This window comes from Roseibium sp. (assembly GCF_965216085.1).
Classification (GTDB): Bacteria; Pseudomonadota; Alphaproteobacteria; order Rhizobiales; family Stappiaceae; genus Roseibium.
Genome location: NZ_OZ244138.1, coordinates 5,322,368 through 5,342,740 on the forward strand (window position 1 = coordinate 5,322,368; position 20,373 = coordinate 5,342,740).

The window sequence follows — 20,373 nt, forward strand, 5'->3', positions numbered from 1 at the left end:
AAAGTCCCGCCGGCGCGAATGTCTTCCGATTGGTTCCGGCGTTTAGAGCGAGCGTTTGATGTGCTCGACGCGGAAACACTCGATCACGTCGCCCGGACGCATGTCCTGGTACTTGGTGAAGTTCATGCCGCATTCCTGACCGGATTCGACAGACTTGACCTCGTCCTTGAAGCGCTTGAGCGTGCCCAATTCGCCTTCGTGGATAACCACGTCGTCGCGGATGAGGCGAACCTGCGCGCCGCGCTCCACGACACCTTCGGTGACCAAACAACCAGCAACCTTGCCAACCTTGGAGATGTGGAAGATTTCCTTGATCTCCGCGTTGCCGAGGAAAGTCTCGCGGCGTTCCGGCGACAGTAGGCCAGACATGGCTGCCTTGATGTCATCGACGAGATCATAGATCACGTTGTAATAACGAACTTCGATGCCATCACGTTGAGCCGCTTCACGCGCCTGTTTGTTGGCACGAACGTTGAAGCCCAGGATCGGCGCCTTGGAGGCTGAGGCGAGAGTGATGTCGCTCTCTGTGATGCCACCAACACCTGACAATAGGATGCGCGCACCCACTTCGTCGGTGCCAAGCTCGTTCAACGCGTGAACGATCGCTTCGGCAGACCCTTGAACGTCTGCTTTGAGCACCAGCGGGAATTCCTTGCGGCCAGTTTCCTGCAGACGGTTCATCATCTGCTCAAGAGAGCCACGGGCACCAGAGGCAACCACAGAGGCTTTCTCACGGATCTGACGCTGGCGGTAATCGGTGATTTCACGAGCGCGTGCTTCGTTTTCAACCACGGCGACCATGTCGCCAGCAGCCGGTGTTCCCTGGAAGCCGAGGACTTCGACCGGTTTGGCCGGGCCTGCTTCTTTCACCTGCTTGCCGTTTTCATCCAGCATTGCGCGAACGCGGCCCCACTCAGCGCCAGCGACGAGAATGTCACCCGGCTTGAGTGTCCCTTTCTGGACGAGGACAGTTGCAACCGGACCACGGCCACGGTCGAGCTGTGCTTCAATGACGATACCTTCTGCGGTCCGGTCCGGGTTGGCCTGAAGTTCGAGAACTTCGGACTGCAACAGGATCATTTCCAGAAGCTTGTCGAGGTTCTGGCCAGACTTGGCAGACACTTCAACGTCAATGACGTCACCGCCCATGGATTCGGTCACAAGCTCTTCGCTCAGAAGCTCCGTGCGAACCCGGTTTGGATCGGCATCCGGCTTGTCCATCTTGTTGATGGCAACAATGATCGGCACATCGGCCGCTTTGGCGTGCGCAATCGCTTCTTTGGTCTGCGGCATGACACCATCGTCAGCAGCCACAACCAGGATCACGATATCAGTCGACTTGGCGCCGCGGGCACGCATCTGGCTGAACGCCGCGTGGCCCGGAGTATCGATGAAGGTGATCTTGTTGCCGTCCTGCTCGACCTGATAAGCGCCGATGTGCTGGGTGATGCCACCCGCTTCGCCGGTTGCCACCTTCGCTTTGCGGACAGCGTCGAGCAGAGATGTCTTACCATGATCAACGTGGCCCATGATGGTCACGACCGGCGGACGTGCCTGCAGGGTACCCTCGTCATCATCAGAAGAGAAGAGACCCTCTTCAACATCCGCTTCAGAGACACGCTTGACCGTATGGCCCATTTCTTCAGCGATGAGTTCAGCCGTGTCGGCATCGATCACATCGTTGATCTTGAGCATCTGGCCCTGCTTCATCAGTAGCTTGATCACGTCAACGGCCCGCTCCGACATACGGTTGGCGAGTTCCTGAATGGTGATCGCTTCTGGAAGCGTGACTTCGCGCATGACTTTTTCGCGAACGACTTGCTGCTGACCGCGTTTCGCCTTTTCCTGGCGGCGGCGCATGGACGCGAGTGACCGTGTGCGCTGACCGTCGTGGCCGCCGGTCGCAGCCGAAATCGTTAGCTTCGAACGACGCCGATCATCACCGCCCTTCGGACGGGCAGGAGCCGGAGCCGGAGCCGCTTTGGGTCGTTTAACCGCACGGAGGTTCTTGTTGCGGTCGTCAGCACCTGCTGCCGGGCGTTCTTCCGGTTTCGGGCTGGCCGGAGCCGGCGATGCTTTGCGCTTACCCATATCATTGAGGTTGCGCGGCTTGCCTTCGTCACGCCCCGGAGCCTTCCGGACTTCGCGCCGCTGAGCTGGCCGATCCTGTTGGGCCGTTTTGGGAGCAGGCTTCTCAGCCGGCTTTTCTGCAGCCTCTTGGGCTTTTGCAGCCTCATCAAGTTTGGCCTGTTCGGCAGCCGTTTTTGCTTCTTCAGCTTCGCGCTTGGCACGCTCTTCTGCTTCGGCTTTCGCGCGAACTTCTTCTTCCTGTTTGCGCTGAGCTTCTTCTGCAGCACGGCGCTTGGCGTCTTCTTCGCGGCGCGCGGCTTCTACAACCTCGCGCTCCTTGGCCATCTCGAGAGCTGCAGCGCGTGCTTTCGCTTCGCTCGGCGTCAGCGTCCTCAGAACGTTGCCGTTTCCTTTTTGGCGCTGCCCGCCTGCAGGTTTGCGGCCCTGACGGCCAGCCGGAGCTTCCGGCTTGCGTGGCGCTTCGGCTGGCTTTTCAAGACGCTGCGTGACCGGTGCCGGAGCTTCAGGTTTCGGCTCCTGGCCCGGCAACACGACACGGCGTCTCTTTTTGTTCTCCACAACGACGTTTTTCGACCGGCCATGCGAGAAGGACTGGCGAACCGTTCCTGAATCGCCACCACCACGCTTGAGGCCAAGCGTTTTGCCACGCTCAACGCTGATTGTCTTGTCGTCTGGATTCTTCGTATCGCTCATATTGCCTTCAGTCCTGCGCAACCGCCCTGCTATGCGTTGCTCTTTTCGTCGTCTGCGACGGAATAGCCGCGAAATTGCTCCAAGTCACGTACCCGTGCCAAGAAATTTTCGCTGGCCTGCCCCGCAAGCAGTGCAGCATGTATCACATTTGACCGGCCCAATGCCAAATCCAATTGGTCCGAATCGAACAAACGGACGATTTGGCACCCGTTTGCTGGTTCTGTTCTGCCTGCGGACACCGCCGCCAGCTTCCGCACCCCGTCTTCTGCAGCATCCGAGGCGTGGATCAGACCCGCGACAGTGTCCTGCCGCAAGGCTGCGTCAACTTTCGAATAGCCCGTGATCAGCTCACCGGCCTTGCGCGTCATGGAGAGCGCTTGAAGCGCTGCACGTTCCATAAGCGAATCGACTCGGTCTGCCAATCCTGGTTCAACGTGGGCTTCAGTTTTGAAGCCTCTGCCGAACACTTTCTTCCGGTCTTTTTCGGCAACAGCTACGACGTCTTTCGATGCTGTTACCCAAACGCCGCGGCCTGGAAGAACCCTTTTGAGATCCGGAACCACTTGACTGTCTGGGTCAAGTACAAACCGGATCAGCGAGCTGATGGGCTGAACCTCCCTGGTAACGGCACATTGCCGTTCGGTTGGCTCATTCTTCCTGGGCACGCCGCCACTCCTCTAGATCAACCTGCAACAAAGCCGCTTACTTTAGAATGCAGATAAGTTGATCACTTCCATATTGCGGGAGGCTATTTGCCCCTCTCCATTAGCCGTTCAGGATCACGCCTGTCGGTGTGTCCTCAACAACCTCTTCTTCGGCCTCGGCCTCTTCCAGAACTTCTTCCTCTTCTGCCATCTGGGCAGCGAGTTCTTCTTCGGTGATCCAGCCGGCCGCCAAACGGGCCGCCATCACCATGTTTTCCGCATCAGCACGGGAAACATCATAGCCGGACAGCGCACCGTCGTAGCGCTTGGTTTCGCCGTCCTTGCGCTCGGCCCAGCCAACAAGGTCGTCGGCTGCACATCCTGCAAGGTCTTCCATCGTTTTGACGTCATCCTTGCCGAGGGCCACCATCATAGCGGTTGTCAGGCCATCAATCGAGCGCAGTTCGTCGGAAACACCAAGTTCGATCCGCTCTTCGTCCAATTTGGTTTCCAACTCGGACAGGTAATCGCGGGCACGCGCTTGAATTTCGACGGCAGTGTCGTCGTCGAAGCCCTCAATCATGGAAATCTCTTCGATCTCCACATAGGCAACTTCTTCAACCGACGTGAAGCCTTCGGTTGCCAGAAGCTGACCAACCATCTCGTCCACGTTGAGGGCTTCCATAAAGAGCTGCGAACGCTCTTGGAATTCCTTGGTGCGTCGGTCGGATTCTTCCTGCTCGGTCATAATGTCGATGGCCCAGCCGGTCAGCTGGGATGCCAGGCGGACATTCTGGCCACGGCGGCCAATAGCAAGAGACAATTGGTCGTCCGGAACGACAACTTCAATACGTTCTGCATCTTCATCGAGAACGACTTTGGCAACTTCAGCCGGCTGAAGCGCATTGACGATGAAAGTCGCAGCTTCGTCGTTCCACGGAATGATATCGATCTTCTCGCCCTGAAGTTCGCCAACGACAGCCTGGACACGGCTACCGCGCATACCGACACAGGCGCCGACCGGGTCGATCGAACTGTCCTTGGAGATCACAGCAATTTTTGCGCGGGACCCCGGGTCACGGGCAACAGATTTAATCTCAATGACGCCGTCGTAAATTTCCGGAACTTCCTGCGCGAACAGCTTGGCCATGAACTGCGGATGGGTCCGGGACAGGAAGATTTGCGGCCCACGCTGCTCGCGTCGTACATCGTAGATAAAGGCGCGAATGCGGTCACCGGTGCGGAAGATCTCACGCGGGATCAGCTCATCCCGGCGGACAATGCCTTCGCCGCGTCCCAGGTCCACAATAACGTTGCCGTATTCGGCCCGTTTGACCACGCCATTGATGACCTCGCCAACACGGTCTTTGAATTCTTCATACTGACGGTCACGCTCGGCTTCGCGCACCTTCTGGACAATCACCTGCTTGGCAGACTGAGCGGCAATCCGTCCGAAATCCAGCGGCGGCAGCGGCTCGGCAATGAAATCACCAAGATTGGCCTCAGGGTTGCGCGCCTGCGCATCCTCCAGGGCAATTTCTGTTGAGACATTTTCAACGGCTTCCACGACTTGAAGCAGGCGCTGCAGACGGATATCTCCGGTTTTCGGATTGATCTCTGCGCGAACTTCGGTCTCCGAACCGTAACGGGAGCGGGCCGCCTTCTGGATCGCATCTTCCATAGCGTTGATGACGATCATCCGGTCGATCGACTTTTCCCGCGCAACTGCATCTGCAATTTGCAACAGTTCCAGCCGGTTAGCGCTGATTGCCATAGTCCACTCCTCTTGCGCCAAGGGTCGGGTCGGGCGCGTTTATCCAATTGCCAGCGAGCGCTACGCTCAGTTGGGCGAGTTATCCTGTGACAGCTCGTCTTCAGTTTCGCCGCGTGCGGCCAGTGCCGCCTTTTCGGCCTGAAGAGCTGCGGTAATCAAATCGTCGGTCAACACCAGCTTTGCTTCGCCAATGTCCTCAAGCGGCAGCAGAACCGTGTCCGGCTCATTCTCGCGCGCATCAGGTAAACGCAGCTTGGCCGCGGCGCCTTCCACGCCGAGCAAAGCTCCGCGGAAGCGCTTGCGGCCATCCTGCATGACATCCATCTCGACTTTCATCTCGTGCCCGGCCCAGCGCTCAAAGTCACCAGCGCGCACCAGCGGCCGGTCGATGCCTGGTGAGGACACTTCCAGATGATACGCCCGGTTTATCGGATCTTCCACATCCAGAGCAGGAGACACAGCACGGCTGATGGTTTCACAGTCTTCAACTGTCATGGTGCCATCCGGACGCTCTGCCATGATTTGCAGCGTGCAACCGTTTGCCGCGGTAATACGTGTGCGCACAAGACGATAGCCGAGGTCTTCAATAACCGGCTCAACAATTGCCGCAACCCGAGCATCAAGGCCCTGTTCAGTGACAATTCTCGGTTCGTATGCGCTCAACGCCTGGCTCCATATTACCGTTTATAGCGGCGATTGTTTTCAGCAGAACATTTGGTGTCTCGAGTTGTTTCGGGCAGCAGCCTGCTGATATATTCGTTGTTTCCGGTTATGTAAGCCAAAAAGAGCGGGTCCCCGGCGGGCCCACTCTCAAGAGCTCATATAAGCCGTTTGAGATGAAACTGGGGCTGTATAACTCCAAACCAGCCCAAAAGGCAAGGGTCTTGGCTACTTTGCTCCAAAAGAAGTTGAGCAGCCGCATTGCGAGAAATTTATCCGCCGTTTCCGCAGCCACTTCTGCCTATCTAATTTTCAGACGCGCAGGAACGTCAGATACCGGCCAACCCGGCCTTCGCGGATTGCTTTGGCCTCATAGCGGGTTCCTGGCCAGCCATCCCAGGGCGCTTTCCAATCAGCCGCTGTTTCAGCGGTCCATTCGAATGCAGGGTGAGCGCGGCAATGGCGCAGCGTCCAATCGATGTAGGTGTCGATGTCACTGGCAAACCGGAACTGACTGCCCGGCTTTAGCGCGCGAGCATAGCGGCCCAGGTTCTGCTCATTGATAAACCGGCGTTTCCAATGGCGCTTTTTTGGCCAGGGATCGGGATAGAGCTGATAGGCCAGATCAAGAGAGGCTTCCGGCAGCCAATCCAGAACATTGACTGCATCATCCTCATAGAGCCGGACATTCTGAAGCCCCTCATCGGTCACAGCTGCAACGGCCTTTGCCATGCTACCAACAAATGGCTCAATACCGATAAATCCGGTTTTTGGATTGGTACGGGCCCTGTGTAATAAATGCTCGCCGCCGCCAAATCCTACTTCCAGACAGACTGTTTCGACATCTGCTTTAAAGAGGTTCTTCAAGTCTGCGGGCGGTGGCGCCGTCAGGTCAAGCGACAGCTCCGGCAGCACATCTGCCATGAGCGCCTCACGGCGCGGACTGAGCGGCTTGCCTTTGCGGCGGCCAAAAAAAGAACCTTCGTAACGATCTGTCATTGCCTTGAACCAAATCGCCGGCCAAGACGGCCGGCGATTTTCATCTTGTTGGTGTCGCGTCTTTGGCGCTGCTTATCCTGCAAGCGGACGCAGTTCGTCAACCAGATCAGTTTTTTCCCAGGAGAACCCACCGTCGGCTTCCGGCTGCCGGCCGAAATGACCATAAGCAGCAGTCCGTTCGTAGATCGGATTGTTGAGTTTCAGATGCTCACGAATACCACGCGGGCTGAGACCCATGACTTCGCGCAATGTCACTTCCAGCCGGGCCTCATCGCACCGGCCGGTACCATGCAGATCAACATAGACCGACAGTGGATCGGAAACGCCAATCGCGTAGGACAGCTGGATCGTGCAGCGGTCTGCAAGATCTGCCGCAACAACGTTCTTGGCAAGATAGCGGGCCGCATAGGCCGCGGACCGGTCCACTTTAGTCGGGTCTTTTCCGGAGAAAGCTCCACCGCCGTGGGGTGCAGCGCCGCCATAGGTATCGACAATGATCTTGCGGCCAGTGAGACCGGCATCGCCATCAGGACCACCGATAACAAAGGCTCCGGTCGGGTTCACATGCCAAACGGTCTCACCTGAGATCCAGCCGTCCGGCAATGCTGTGCGGATGTAAGGTTCGACAATCGCCTGAACATCACGGGAGGTCAGCGCCGGGTCGAGATGCTGGGTCGACAAGACAATCGAGGTTACGCCAACTGGCTTGCCGTCTTCGTACCGAACGGTCACCTGGCTCTTCGCATCGGGACCCAGAACAGGTTCCTTGCCAGATTTGCGGGCATCGGCCAGCAGTTGCAGGATTTTGTGCGAATACAAGATCGGCGCCGGCATCAGCTCTTCGGTTTCGCGGCACGCATACCCGAACATGATCCCTTGGTCGCCCGCACCTTCATCTTTGTTGCCGCCAGCATCAACGCCTTGTGCGATGTGGGCAGACTGGGCATGCAGATGAACTGCGATGTCACAATTTTCCCAATGAAACCCATCCTGCTCATAGCCGATGTCTTTCACCGCCATGCGCGCTAAATGAGCGATATATTCATTGGTGATGGTTGCCGGTCCGCGGGTTTCTCCCGCAATTACAATCCGATTGGTTGTCGCCAGCGTTTCGGCAGCAACACGGGCTTCCGGCATTTCTCTAAGGTAGGCGTCCACAACCACATCGGAGATGCGGTCACAAACCTTGTCCGGATGTCCTTCAGACACGGATTCGGAGGTAAAAAGGTAATTCTGACGTGCCATTGGCGATCGTCCTTCTGGGAATGAATACAAAGAAGCGGCGATAACTACCGCCGCTTCAGTTGCCATCAATCTAAGAAGTTTGGGGCCACGTCAAGAAGATGGTTATTTTTTATTATTCATCGCCGGCAAGCGATCTAACCAGATCCACGATCCGGCGCCGGACCTTCGGGTCTTCTATGCGCACGAATGCCTTGTTTAGGGACAGACCTTCCGACGAGGAGAGGAAGTCGACGACGTAGGACGTTGGCTGAGTTTCACCAAAACCTTCCGCCTCTTCCGGAGTTCCCGGTGCATCTTCAAAGAAGAAGGAAACCGGAACTTTCAAAATGGTCGCAATGTGCTGCAACCGGCTGGCACCAATCCGGTTGGTACCTTTTTCATATTTTTGGATTTGCTGGAACGTAATGCCAAGAGCTTCGCCAAGCTTTTCCTGACTCATACCAAGCATCATACGGCGCAAGCGGACCCGGCTGCCAACATGAATGTCGATCGGATTCGGAGATTTCTTACTGGGCATCGGCGTTGTTCTTTCTAATATCCAATGGGCCGCTAACAGCCTCGTTTTATTTTTTACGTAAGCCTTCCCAGGTTCCCACAAACCCAAAAAGAAGAAAGTCCGCCCGCAACTTCTCGCTTACGCCTACGTTAGCTTTCAATCAGCTATATCACGGTTGTATCACACTTCTTTCACTCAACTCAAACAAAAAATATCAATTTAAGCGCGAAAATCGGTTGTACCTGCGAATACTGGAGAAAATTACAATAATAATCGAAATAATCAGCACCGGAGCATCCTGAAATCTCCGATAAAACGTTTCATCAATTCGTTTTGGAAGCTTGGCGTCGATCAACCCTTTGTCGAAAATCGCAAGTTTAGATAATATACGTCCATGACCATCGATCATGCCGGAGATGCCCGTGTTGGCTGCGCGAACCGTGGGCACACCCGTTTCGATCGATCGCAACCGGGCTTGCGCAAAGTGCTGGTAGGGACCCGGGGTGTGGCCAAACCAAGCATCATTGGTCACATTCAGAAAAAAGGCTGGTCTTGGTGACGCGCTTGCTGTGATTGCCGGAAATATTGCTTCGTAACAAATGAGCGGAAGAAAACTGAAATCTTTAAGGGCTGTGAGTGGCCGGCGCTGAAATCCGGCCTGAAAACCCACACCTGGGCCGGCCAAATTGCTGATCCCAACTTGGTCCAGCACCTGTTTGAAAGGAACGTATTCGCCAAACGGCACCAAGCGCACCTTGTCATAGAGCCCGCTCACGGCGCCGTCGCCAGTGATTGTATAGATACTATTGAAATAGAGCGGCCCATTTTCACCTGGCTCCACCCGAACCGCCCCAACGGCAAGTTCATTGTGTGTCCCAAGTGCCGCTGAAATCCGCCTCAAGGCCCCAGGCTCGCGGGTTAAGAGAAATGGGATTGAAGACTCGGGCCATACAACCAAACGCGGAACACCAACCCGTGCACCGCCTCCAAGCGGCGCCTCTGTCATGTCCAAATACGTTTGGAAAATCTGATCACGCAGCTCCGGCTGCCACTTGTCCTTCTGACTGACTGCAGGCTGCACGATCCTGATATCCAGATCCTCGTACTCGGTCACTGAGGCCATCAACCGATAGCCGCCATAACCCGCCATTGAGATCAAAACGGCCGTAGCGGCAGCAACCGGCAGCAACCGTTGACTCAATGGCCGGGAATCAGCCAGCATAGCTGGCATCGCGAAAACACCCCACGCCAAGAAGCTCAATCCATACAACCCAACAAGGCTGGCCGTTTGGGCAAGAACCAGGCTTTCGGAAAAAGCGTAGCCAAAGGCATTCCAGGGAAATCCAGTTAAAACCGTTCCTTTCAGCCAATCAGCAAGTGTCATGGCTGCGGCAAGCAGCAAGATCCGCCACCGCGTATCTCCCCAGAAAACACCTGCCAACGCAGCTCCAAGACCAGTAAACAAGGCAAGCCCTGCCGGCATGGCCACGATGGCAAAGGGCATCAGCCAAGCAAACCGTTCCGCCTCCACCAGGAACGCCGATCCGATCCACCAGAGGCCAGATAAGTAATAGCCAAAACCAAACAACCAGCCGAGAACAAATCCGGTGCGAACTTGTTTGAAAGCACCGCTTTTTCCGGTTTCCAATGCGCCATCGAGCAGCCAGACGAATGCTGGCAAAGTCAGAAACAGGATTGGGAACAGTCCAAAAGGGGGCAGCGCTAAGGCGGAAGCAGCTCCTAACAGCAGACACAATCCCCGGCGGGGCCACCCCCAGGCCAATAGAAATGCATTGGGTAAGAGAGAGAGCTTCTCAATAAGCAGGTGCATGCGTATCCGATTCGCTGAAAAATTGAGGGCAGGTTTGTCTGCTTGCAAGGGCGGGGTCAACCCTTACAGCCATCAACTGTTCCAGCTATTCGAGATTTAAAGCAGCCGTTAGGAGGCTATTGGTGGCTGTTCGGGCGCATCCGAGGAGACTTGTTCAGCATCCGGTGTCTCTGCGTCTGCCCTTTTCGCCCGCCGGCGCAGATCCTGCGGGCGGATTTCCCCCCGTCCTTTACGGATCTTCAGGCGTTTGATGCGGCGTGGGTCAGCATCCATGATCTCAAATTCATAGCCCGGAACATCCCGCACGACCAACAGTTCGCCGCGCACCGGAACCCGCCCGACCGCAATGTAGAGAAGTCCTCCAAGCGTATCGACATCTTCGGAAATCTCGCCACCATTCAATCGTGTGCCCAGCGCTTCATCAAGCTCTTCCAAAGGCAGACGCGGATCAGCAATCCAGATGCCCTCGCCGGCTTCTGTCAGCATGGCTTCTTCATCTTCGTCGTGTTCGTCTTCAATGTCGCCGACGACTTCTTCGACCAGATCTTCCAAGGACACCAGGCCATCGGTGCCACCATATTCGTCGATCACCAGCGCCATCTGAATTCGGCCTGCTTGCATTTTGGCCATGAGGTCCGTTGCCGGCATAGACGGCGGCACAAACAGAAGGTTGCGCAAAAGATTGGTTTCTTTGAGCGTTGCCGACAAATCGACCGATGACAAATCCAGGTTGGAAAGATTGTGACCTGGAAGCGGCGTGACATTATCTGCCTCGTTACCGTCAGAATCCTTGTCCGCGCCTTCCACATCTTCTGCGCTCAAACCAGAGCCACGCTCGGCAATATAAGCCATCAAATCCTTGATATGGACCATACCGCGTGGATCATCGAGCGTATCCTCATAAACCGGCATGCGCGAGTGGCCGCTGCTTCGGAACAACTCCATCACCCGGCTGAGGCTGGTATCCAGATCAACCGCATCAATGTCGGCGCGCGGGATCATGACATCATCGACGCGCTTTTCCCGCAGCCGCAAGATATTGCCAAGCAGCATCCGCTCTTCGGGAGAAAATGCAGTATCGCCAGAAACTTCGCGTGCGAGTTCGTCTTCAAGATTTTCACGCAGGCTCGAAGAGGCACGGCCCAATCGCAAAAAGCGTTTGAGCGTATCAAGGATCGCCGCAGGTTTCTGCGGCTTCGTCTGTTGCGGGTCTTCCCCGTCTTGTGCGGACCCTGAATTGGCGGAATGTGTTTCGCCCTCAGGACTTCGCGGTTCAGCTGCGTTCATCATCGATCAGTTTTCGATCCAAGTGCTCTAGTGTCCCCTTAATCGCCATCGGCTTCAAGGGGCCGGTCAGCATAAGGATCATCAATACCAAGTTTAGCCAAAATGGCTGTTTCAAGGCTTTCCATCAATTCGGCTTCATCATTCTCCTGATGGTCATAATCAAAAAGATGAAGCAATCCATGAACCGTGAGATGGGTAAGGTGGTTGTTAAATTCAATTCCCAGGTCTTTCGCCTCACGGGCGACTGTCTCATAAGCATAGACAATGTCCCCTAAGAGGGGCCCATAAATATCTTCCTGCGGATCGCTGCCGGGAAACGACAACACGTTGGTCGGCTTGTCTTTTTCCCGCCATTGATGATTCAGCTTTTGGATGCTGGCATCATTGGTGAAGAGCAACGAGACTTCCGTTCCGTCCAAAACTTCAAGCTCGGCTTCACGAAAAGCCGCGGCGGCAGCAGTTTGGACCAGCTTAAGAAGCTGCGCTTCCGCGGGCCAGTCTCCCGCCTCCACCGCAATATCAATCTGAAAGCCGTCTGGCAAAGCTGATGCCATCGTTCCTGCTATGCCCTCAAGATGCCGCGGCACTGCTGCGCGAACGGCGTCCGGACCGATCCGGTTCATCTCCGTCCTGGCGTGCTGCAAAGCGCCGTTCACGGGCTTCAGATTCCTCGCGTGAAGCATTGTCATAAGCTGTCACGATCCGGCCGACCAGCTCATGCCGGACAACATCGGTTTCATTGAACCGGATGTGCGCGACCGCCGGGATATCTGTTAGCAGCCCCAACGCTTCACGCAGGCCGGACTTCTGGCCGGCGGGCAAGTCGATCTGGCTTGGATCTCCCGTGACAATCATTTTTGATCCTTCACCGAGACGGGTCAAAAACATCTTCATCTGCATCGACGTAGTGTTCTGCGCTTCATCGAGCAGAACAACTGCATTTGACAGGGTCCGGCCGCGCATAAACGCCAGCGGTGCGACTTCAATCATGCCGGATTGCAGGCCGCGATCGACTTTTTCCGCCGGCATCATCTCATACAGAGCATCGTAAATCGGCCGCAGATACGGATCGACTTTGTCTTTCATCTCGCCAGGCAGAAAGCCGAGCCGCTCGCCTGCTTCCACAGCCGGACGTGACAAAATCAGCCTTGCCACATCCCCCCGCTCTAAAAGCGCGGCTGCATAGGCAACCGCTAGAAACGTCTTACCCGTTCCCGCAGGGCCTGTGCCAAAAATCAAATCGGCCCGGTCCATAGACCGGATATAGGCGTCCTGGGTGGGTGTGCGGGCCACAATCGTTTTGCGGCGGGTCGCAATCTGGGCAAAGGCCAAGCGGGATTTCGGTTCAAGGGTCGGGAGCGGAAGCTGGGCTTCACTCGCTGCCGCCATCCGCAAGGCCCCATCGACATCGCCAGGATGGATCTCCTGCCCTTGAAGCAGCCGTTGATAAAGCGCCTCCAGCGCCGTGCGCGCTTGCGCGCAGCCTGCTTCTGACCCCTTCAACGTCACCTGATTGCCTCGAGCGATGGCGTCTACGCCAAGACGCTGTTCTATCAAGGCGAGGTTCTGATCGAATTGCCCAAAGAGATCCCCGATCAAGCGGTTATCTTCAAAGGCAAGGACGATGTGGGTCATGTCAGAGGCCGAAGCCGCGGATTCGGGCAGTTTTTGGGACGAAGATTGGCTGTCGCGCGTCAAATGACGTCTCCTTAGGCCGCCGGGGCCGGTATGGCACCGGTTCCATCACCAGCATCTTGCCCCGCAATTAGCTGTCCGAACAGCGAATTGCTTCCGATGTCAACGATTTCCACCGCTTGTATGCTGCCAATCAACGTCTCTGGGGCATCCAGTGCAACCGGCTGCAGCCACGGAGATTTTCCAACCAGCTGACCTGGATTGCGGCCTTTCTTTTCCAAAAGGACATCGCAGATCATGCCCTTACGCGAAGCATTGAAGGCCTTTTGCTGCGCGCTCAACAAAGCCTGAAGCTCCTGAAGGCGGGCAGACTTAACATCTTCCGGCACCTGATCATCCATGGTCGCGCCCGGAGTGCCCGGACGCTGGCTGTATTTGAACGAGAAAGCCGAGCCATATTCGACACGGCGGATCAGGTCCATCGTGTCTTCAAAATCCTGATCCGTTTCACCCGGAAATCCGACAATGAAGTCGCCCGACAGCGCAATATCCGGTGCTGCCTGGCGAATCCGGTCGATCAGCCGGAAATACTCATCTCGTGTATGCTTCCGGTTCATGGATTTCAGGATCTTGTCCGATCCGGATTGAACCGGAAGGTGTAAATACGGCATCAGGCTCTTCAGATCCCGGTGCGCCTCAATCAGCTCATCATCCATGTCGCGTGGATGACTGGTGGTGTATCGCAGACGGTCCAGTCCGTCGATTTCAGCGAGCCGGCGCAGCAACCGTCCCAGGCTCCAAGTCGTGCCGTCAGTGGCTTCACCGTGATACGCATTCACGTTCTGGCCGAGCAGGGTCACTTCGCGGACACCGGATGCAGCCATATTTTGCGCTTCAGTAACAATCTGCTCGACAGAACGGGAAACTTCTGCGCCGCGCGTATAAGGCACCACACAGAAGGTGCAGAACTTGTCGCAGCCTTCCTGAACCGTCAGGAAAGCCGATGGCGGGCGTTTCATGACCGGCTTTTCGGCCCGTTCCGACAGGTGATCGAACTTGGCGTCGATATCGAATTCGGTCTCAACGACCTTCTTGCCCTGGCGGGCCTTATCCAACAAAGACGGCAGCTGATGGTAGCTCTGCGGACCCACGACCATGTCGACAATTGGTGCACGCCGGGAGATTTCTTCGCCTTCCGCCTGAGCGACGCAACCGGCAACACCCACCATCATGTCCTTGCCGGATTTGGCGCGCGCTTCTTTGACCTTCCGGATCCGGCCAAGTTCGGAATAAACTTTTTCTGCAGCCTTTTCGCGGATGTGACAGGTGTTGAGGATCACCAGATCGGCATCGTCCATGTCTTCGGTGGTCTGATAACCCTCAGGTGCCAGCACATCGGTCATACGCTCGCTGTCATAGACATTCATCTGGCAGCCATACGTGCGCACAAACACCTTGCGCGTATTTGCGCCATCACCGGTCTTTGCGTCCGCTTTGGCGGGGATATCCTGTTCTGCTTCCGGGCGGCTTGTCATTCGCTCCTCATGGCCCTCACCGGGCGGGCGGCATGTCATTGGGTGGTGGTGCCTAGGGGCCGGATCCTCATGATCCACACCCGTCTTCTCTCCGCTGGTCACTCTGACAGCGGGCGGCACCGAGATTCAAACGCCTGCTTTAGCGGTTTTTTCTGCGTTTGAGAAGAACTCAGACGCCTCGATTTCATCGGAATCGAACCGTTCGACCGGTTTTTGACGCAGAGCAGCCATGGTGAGCGCCCGGACTTCGCGTTCCAAGTGGCGCGTGAGGGTCTTCCGATCCGTTGCGGCTTCGACGCGAACCGGCTCGCCCCAATAAACAGCCACATCGAGCGCCCCGTGTTTAAAGATGCCCCATAGATGCCCGGCAAGCTCCATGTCGCCATACCAGGCAACATGCGGCCGGTGCACCCGGCCCATCGGCATACCGAAGAGACCCTGATAGGCGATTGACAGCGGCTGCACCCAAACCCCCGCCTCCTGGTCGCCACCGGCTGCCCGGGTTGCAGCACCCAGCAGCGCGGAGCGGAACGGCAAGACACAATTTCCATCGTTCGATGTGCCTTCGGCAAACAGCACCATCGCATCGCCTTCGGCCATCCGCACAGCGATGGTGTCGGCGACCGCAGCAGTTTCTGTTCTCCGTGTGCGGTTGACAAACACGGTCCGCTGCAGCTTGGCAAAGAGGCCAAACACCGGCCAGCCGGAAACCTCGGACTTGGCAATGAAGGACAACGGCATTAGGGAGCCGACGACCGTAATGTCCACCCAGGATGCATGATTGGCGGCGATCAGAAGCGGGCGGTCCGGAGCAGGCGCGCCCTGCTGATGGATCCGGATTCCAACCAGGCTGGTCGCGATTTTGTGCCAAATATGGGGAAGGTTTTTCTGAATAGGAAGGTTGAGCTTCACTGCAATCCACTGCAGCGGAATCAAGACAAGAGAGACGAGCGTTAAAAGCAAGATCGTCAGAATTGCCTTGATTTCAGCCATCGCTGTCCGTGTCCTTCTTGGGATCAATCGGAACCCCATAAAGTTCCAGCCGGTGATCGACCAACTTGTAGCCCAGCTTTTTTGCAATGAATTCCTGCAAGGCCTCGATCTCCTCGTTCCGGAATTCGATCACCTGCCCACTGCGCAAATCGATAAGATGATCATGATGCTCGTCTGGCACAGTTTCATAACGGGAACGGCCATCCCTGAAATCGTGACGTTCGATCATGCCGGCATCTTCGAACAGCTTGACGGTCCGGTAGACAGTGGAAATTGAGATTTTCGGGTCGATGGCAACGGACCGGCGGTAGAGTTCCTCTACGTCCGGATGCTCTTCAGAGGCTTCTTCAATCACGGAGGCGATCACGCGGCGCTGTTCTGTCATGCGCATGCCCTTTGCCACGCAAAGTTCCGCCAGCGATGTCGTCCGCTCGTCCGTCATGAAAAATAAGTGCCTTCAAGTCTCATCGATGGATACAGCGATTAGCCAAGATCAACGCGCATGACAAGCGCTGTCCCGTCTCCTCCACTGTCGCTGTAATAACCTTTGCGCTTGCCAACTTCCTTAAAGCCTAAGGACCTGTACAGCAAAATCGCAGAGTCATTTGCCGAATCCACTTCCAAAAACAAGCTCTTGCACCTGTCGCTATAGAGCCGGAACAAACCATCTTCCATCAGCTTTTTGCCAATTCCACGGCCGCGCTGACGTGGATGAACTGCGATGGTAATCACCTCGGCTTCGTCTGCAGCTGTTCTCAGGATCAGGAAACCAAGAGGGCTTCGTGTGCCATAGGGACTGGACCGCCGGGCGACCAAGATGGTGGTGCTGTCTTGCGCCTTCATACGGGCAAGTTCGTCCTCATCCCATGCGTGTTTGAAGGATACTGCGTGGATTTCGGCGATCTTCGGCAGATCCTCGTCCAGCGCCTCTTCGATAACCGGCGGCTGGGCCCAGAACCACCAAAAACTCATTGCCGTTCAATCCTTCCCTTTTTCTGCGGTGTCGCATCGGGCGGCCGCAGATAAAGCGGAGATGGTGAAGCCAACAGCGGTTCCGTAACCAACCCGAGTTCAGCCACTGCCCGGATCCCCGGATAGGCGCATCTGGAAATTACCCGGCTGGCGTCTGCCCCTGTTGCCTGCGCTACGTTGTCTGCCGCTGACCCGGCAAACCTTATGTCCTCAGGCAGGGTTCTTGCAAGTTCTGACAGGGTTTGCACCCCTGCGTCGCTCAAATGCGCGCCATCATCAGAGAATTGCTGGCAATAGACCTCTTCGCCTTTCCCTGTCAGAGCGACCAAAAGGGGCGGGCCATTGTCAAATGGCGCACAAGAGCGGGCGATTGCCGCAAGGGTCGTTATCCCAACAACCGGCTTTTCGAGCACAAGGCCAAAACCGCGGGCGACAGACAGACCAACCCGAAGGCCGGTAAAGCTCCCAGGCCCTACCGTGACAGCAACCCGGTCCAAATCGGAAAAGGCAGTGGAGCTTTCAGCCATCACTGTTCCGATCATATCCATGAGTTTTTCAGCATGGCCGCGGCCGATTTCCTCGCCGCAGGTTTCGAAGCACGCCGAAGCGGCGCCGTTGTCCAGTACCGCGGCGGCACAATTGGCCAGTGCTGTATCGATTGCCAGTACGCGCATAATACATTCGCTCTATCGCGGAGACCGCGCTGAGTCGAGCCGGGCTTTGGACCTAGATCCAATGGGGGGCTTGAAACCCACAGAGAAATTCAAAAGAAAAAATGGAAAACCCGGCACGCATGCCGGGTTCCAAAAAATTCATGTCGTTAGCTCACCTCAAATTGGGCGAACTTCCTCAACTTCCGGCACAAAATGGCGCAGAAGGTTCTGAATGCCGTGCTGCAATGTAGCCGTGGACGATGGGCAACCGGCACAGGCACCGCGCATGGAGAGATAGACAATTCCCTCCTTGAAGCCCTTAAATGTGATGTCACCGCCGTCTTGTGCGACAGCAGGCCGCACACGTGTTTCCAGCAATTCTTTGATGGTGTCGACCGTTTGTTGGTCACTTTCTTCAAAGAACTCGCCTTCTTCGATGTTTTCACTTTCGCCAGCTGCCATGACCGGCTGACCGGACATGAACTGTTCCATGATGACACCGAGGATCGCCGGTTTCATGTGCTGCCAGTCGGTGTCGTCCTTGGTGACGGTTACAAAGTCATGGCCAAAGAAAACCGCAGAGACGCCCGGAACTTCGAACAACTTTTCGGCTAGTGGCGACGCGCCCGCATCCGCCTTGGTGCGAAAATCATATGTGCCTTCCGGCAGGACAACCCGGCCCGGAAGAAACTTCAGGGTGGCCGGATTCGGCGTTGCTTCGGTTTGAATGAACATATCTTCCGTCCTTGCGCCTAGCGCGCTCTTTCAACTGTGCGCCCTAATGGGTGGTGTCATGCGCCCTCGCTATCATCGCAAAACACCGATGGGACCTTGTAACTGATCCCGATCCAGTTTGGAACCATTAAAAACTAGATAGGCGATTATCTACCAAAATCAAGAAAACACAATTGTGCCAAAGGGCCGCAAGCCCGGCCGGCTTAACTTCCGCCTGCAAACAAAGCTCTAGGCAAGCGCCGCAATCGAATCATCATCCAGATTGCCTGGTACGATCGTGACCGGAATCGGGAAAGTTCCGGCAGATTTACCTGCAATCGATGAAACAAGCGGACCAGGCCCCTCGGAATTCGTGCTGGCCGCCAGGACAAGGATCGCGATGTCTGCATCGGCTTCAATCAGCTCAATGATTTCTTCACTCATGCTGCCTTCGCGGATCACCGTTTCCGGCTCCGTCCTGGCAACTGAGCGGACCCTCTGAGCCGCCTTGGCCAATGTGGCTTCGGCTTCTTCATGTGCCTCGGCACGCATGATGTCCTCTACTCCGAGCCAATGTTGAAAATCGCCGCGTGCGATGATGAACAACAATGTCACGACACCACTGGTCCGCGCCGCGCGCTTGGCCGCATATACAATGGCACGGTCACACTCTGGCGTATCGTCGACCACCACCAGAAACTTCCGGCGATGCCCTTCTTCGTTGCTTTTTCGAATTGCTACCATTTGTGCATGCTGCCATCGGACCCGGCCGGCTGCAAGCGGCGAATTTGCCGCGTGCAGCTCTAAACCCGGCTAGAGAATAAACTTCGACAAATCGACGTTTTTCGCCAAATCGCCAATATTCTCTTTGACGAATTCCGCTGTAATTTCAACCGTATCACCAGCCCGATCCGGGGCGGTGAAAGAGATCTCGTCCAGAATCCGTTCCATGACGGTTTGCAGGCGGCGGGCCCCGATGTTTTCGACAGAACCGTTGAGATCCACCGCAACGGACGCGATTTCGTCAATGGCATCTTCCGAGAAAGACAGAGTCACCTCTTCAGTCTGCATCAAGGCAATGTACTGCTTGATGAGGCTTGCTTCCGGTTCTGTCAGGATCGCGCGGAAGTCTTCTTGCGTCAGCGCGCGGAGTTCCACCCGGATCGGCAGACGGCCTTGTAATTCCGGCAAAAGGTCCGACGGCTTGGCGACATGGAAGGCGCCGGAGGCTATGAAGAGAATATGGTCCGTGCGCACAGGCCCGTGTTTGGTGGCAACGACAGTGCCCTCGATCAAAGGCAGAAGATCGCGTTGCACACCTTCGCGGGAAACATCCCCGCCAGCACGGCCTTCACGGGCGCATATCTTGTCGATTTCGTCCAGGAATACGATGCCGGAGTTTTCAACCAGGGAAATCGCCTCTTCGACGATCTTGTCTTCATCGAGCAGCTTGTCGGATTCTTCATTGACCAGCAACTGATGGGAATCGCGCACGGTGGTGCGCTTGGTTTTTGTCTGTCCGCCAAAGGCTTTGCCGAGTATATCGGAGACATTCATCACACCAACGCTCGCTCCCGGCATGCCTGGCAGATCGAAGCTCGGCATTTGTGCCTGGGCACGGATCTCGATTTCGATTTCCTTGTCGTCCATCTCGCCGTCGCGCAATTTAGCCCGGAAACTATCACGCGTTGCCGGGCTTGCGTTGGCCCCGACCAAGGCATCAAGCACGCGCTCTTCGGCTAGAACATGCGCCTTGGCTTTCACCGCTTCGCGTTTTTCCTCACGAACGAGCGAAATCCCGGCCTCGACAAGATCCCGGACAATCTGCTCAACGTCCCGGCCGACATACCCGACTTCGGTAAATTTGGTGGCTTCCACCTTGGTGAAGGGGGCACGGGCCAGTTTTGCCAGGCGGCGGGAGATTTCCGTTTTGCCGACACCCGTCGGGCCAATCATGAGAATGTTCTTTGGCAGAACCTCCTCGCGCATCTCGCCTTCCAGCTGCTGACGGCGCCAACGGTTGCGCAGGGCGATGGCGACCGCACGTTTGGCGTCTTTCTGGCCAACAATATAGCGGTCGAGTTCGGAGACAATTTCACGTGGAGAAAAGTCGGTCATTCGCAGGTATCACTCGCACAGAAGAAGATTGTT

At 56.2% G+C, this 20,373-nt stretch carries 19 protein-coding genes; all 19 read right to left on the minus strand.

The genetic code is table 11. From position 1 onward, the window contains the following. Window positions 1–42: 42 nt before the first annotated feature. On the minus strand, window positions 43–2,784 hold the full coding sequence (gene infB, locus ACOOFE_RS24940) for a translation initiation factor IF-2 (protein ID WP_420412529.1): 2,742 nt from the start codon (window positions 2,782–2,784) through the stop codon (window positions 43–45). Between the two features lie 29 nt (window positions 2,785–2,813). Beyond that, window positions 2,814–3,449, minus strand: a complete 636-nt coding sequence (locus ACOOFE_RS24945) for an RNA-binding protein (RefSeq protein WP_420412530.1) — start codon at window positions 3,447–3,449, stop codon at window positions 2,814–2,816. A gap of 100 nt (window positions 3,450–3,549) precedes the next feature. Beyond that, the gene (gene nusA / locus ACOOFE_RS24950) at window positions 3,550–5,202 is read right to left on the minus strand and encodes a transcription termination factor NusA (RefSeq protein WP_420412531.1); all 1,653 of its coding nucleotides are present in this window, start codon (window positions 5,200–5,202) and stop codon (window positions 3,550–3,552) included. Window positions 5,203–5,268: 66 nt separating this feature from the next. Next, on the minus strand, window positions 5,269–5,865 hold the full coding sequence (gene rimP / locus ACOOFE_RS24955; RefSeq protein WP_420412532.1) for a ribosome maturation factor RimP: 597 nt from the start codon (window positions 5,863–5,865) through the stop codon (window positions 5,269–5,271). A 309-nt stretch (window positions 5,866–6,174) separates the two neighbouring features. Then, window positions 6,175–6,861: a tRNA (guanine(46)-N(7))-methyltransferase TrmB gene (gene trmB, locus ACOOFE_RS24960; RefSeq protein ID WP_420412533.1), complete on the minus strand. Its 687-nt coding sequence runs from the start codon at window positions 6,859–6,861 to the stop codon at window positions 6,175–6,177. Window positions 6,862–6,933: 72 nt separating this feature from the next. Beyond that, on the minus strand, window positions 6,934–8,106 hold the full coding sequence (gene metK, locus ACOOFE_RS24965) for a methionine adenosyltransferase (RefSeq protein ID WP_420412534.1): 1,173 nt from the start codon (window positions 8,104–8,106) through the stop codon (window positions 6,934–6,936). Between the two features lie 112 nt (window positions 8,107–8,218). Continuing rightward, window positions 8,219–8,623, minus strand: coding sequence for a helix-turn-helix domain-containing protein (locus ACOOFE_RS24970; RefSeq protein ID WP_094073420.1), 405 nt, complete (start codon window positions 8,621–8,623; stop codon window positions 8,219–8,221). Window positions 8,624–8,816: 193 nt separating this feature from the next. Then, the gene (lnt, locus tag ACOOFE_RS24975) at window positions 8,817–10,433 is read right to left on the minus strand and encodes an apolipoprotein N-acyltransferase (RefSeq protein WP_420412535.1); all 1,617 of its coding nucleotides are present in this window, start codon (window positions 10,431–10,433) and stop codon (window positions 8,817–8,819) included. Window positions 10,434–10,541: 108 nt separating this feature from the next. Continuing rightward, window positions 10,542–11,723, minus strand: a complete 1,182-nt coding sequence (locus ACOOFE_RS24980; protein WP_420412536.1) for a hemolysin family protein — start codon at window positions 11,721–11,723, stop codon at window positions 10,542–10,544. 35 nt (window positions 11,724–11,758) lie between these two features. Continuing rightward, window positions 11,759–12,274 (minus strand): rRNA maturation RNase YbeY, encoded by a 516-nt coding sequence (gene ybeY, locus ACOOFE_RS24985; protein ID WP_420412537.1) that lies wholly within the window; start codon window positions 12,272–12,274, stop codon window positions 11,759–11,761. A 16-nt stretch (window positions 12,275–12,290) separates the two neighbouring features. Continuing rightward, entirely contained in the window at window positions 12,291–13,355 is a 1,065-nt protein-coding gene (locus ACOOFE_RS24990; RefSeq protein ID WP_141188535.1) for a PhoH family protein, read from the minus strand. 74 nt (window positions 13,356–13,429) lie between these two features. Next, the gene (miaB, locus tag ACOOFE_RS24995; protein WP_420412538.1) at window positions 13,430–14,890 is read right to left on the minus strand and encodes a tRNA (N6-isopentenyl adenosine(37)-C2)-methylthiotransferase MiaB; all 1,461 of its coding nucleotides are present in this window, start codon (window positions 14,888–14,890) and stop codon (window positions 13,430–13,432) included. A 126-nt stretch (window positions 14,891–15,016) separates the two neighbouring features. Continuing rightward, window positions 15,017–15,883, minus strand: a complete 867-nt coding sequence (locus tag ACOOFE_RS25000) for a lysophospholipid acyltransferase family protein (protein WP_420412539.1) — start codon at window positions 15,881–15,883, stop codon at window positions 15,017–15,019. Next, entirely contained in the window at window positions 15,876–16,325 is a 450-nt protein-coding gene (locus ACOOFE_RS25005; protein ID WP_141183911.1) for a Fur family transcriptional regulator, read from the minus strand. Before ACOOFE_RS25005 ends, ACOOFE_RS25000 begins: the two co-directional genes overlap by 8 nt. A gap of 41 nt (window positions 16,326–16,366) precedes the next feature. Then, complete coding sequence (rimI, locus tag ACOOFE_RS25010) at window positions 16,367–16,855, minus strand: ribosomal protein S18-alanine N-acetyltransferase (RefSeq protein WP_420412540.1); 489 nt, start codon at window positions 16,853–16,855, stop codon at window positions 16,367–16,369. Next, window positions 16,852–17,529: a tRNA (adenosine(37)-N6)-threonylcarbamoyltransferase complex dimerization subunit type 1 TsaB gene (tsaB, locus tag ACOOFE_RS25015; RefSeq protein WP_420412541.1), complete on the minus strand. Its 678-nt coding sequence runs from the start codon at window positions 17,527–17,529 to the stop codon at window positions 16,852–16,854. Before tsaB ends, rimI begins: the two co-directional genes overlap by 4 nt. Before the next feature lie 156 nt (window positions 17,530–17,685). After that, window positions 17,686–18,243 carry a NifU family protein gene (locus ACOOFE_RS25020; RefSeq protein WP_420412542.1) on the minus strand — a complete coding sequence of 186 codons (558 nt, stop codon included), beginning with the start codon at window positions 18,241–18,243 and terminating at the stop codon, window positions 17,686–17,688. A gap of 228 nt (window positions 18,244–18,471) precedes the next feature. Beyond that, window positions 18,472–18,966, minus strand: coding sequence for a universal stress protein (locus tag ACOOFE_RS25025; RefSeq protein ID WP_141183915.1), 495 nt, complete (start codon window positions 18,964–18,966; stop codon window positions 18,472–18,474). 69 nt (window positions 18,967–19,035) lie between these two features. Then, window positions 19,036–20,340, minus strand: a complete 1,305-nt coding sequence (gene hslU / locus ACOOFE_RS25030; RefSeq protein WP_141183916.1) for an ATP-dependent protease ATPase subunit HslU — start codon at window positions 20,338–20,340, stop codon at window positions 19,036–19,038. Window positions 20,341–20,373: the final 33 nt, after the last annotated feature.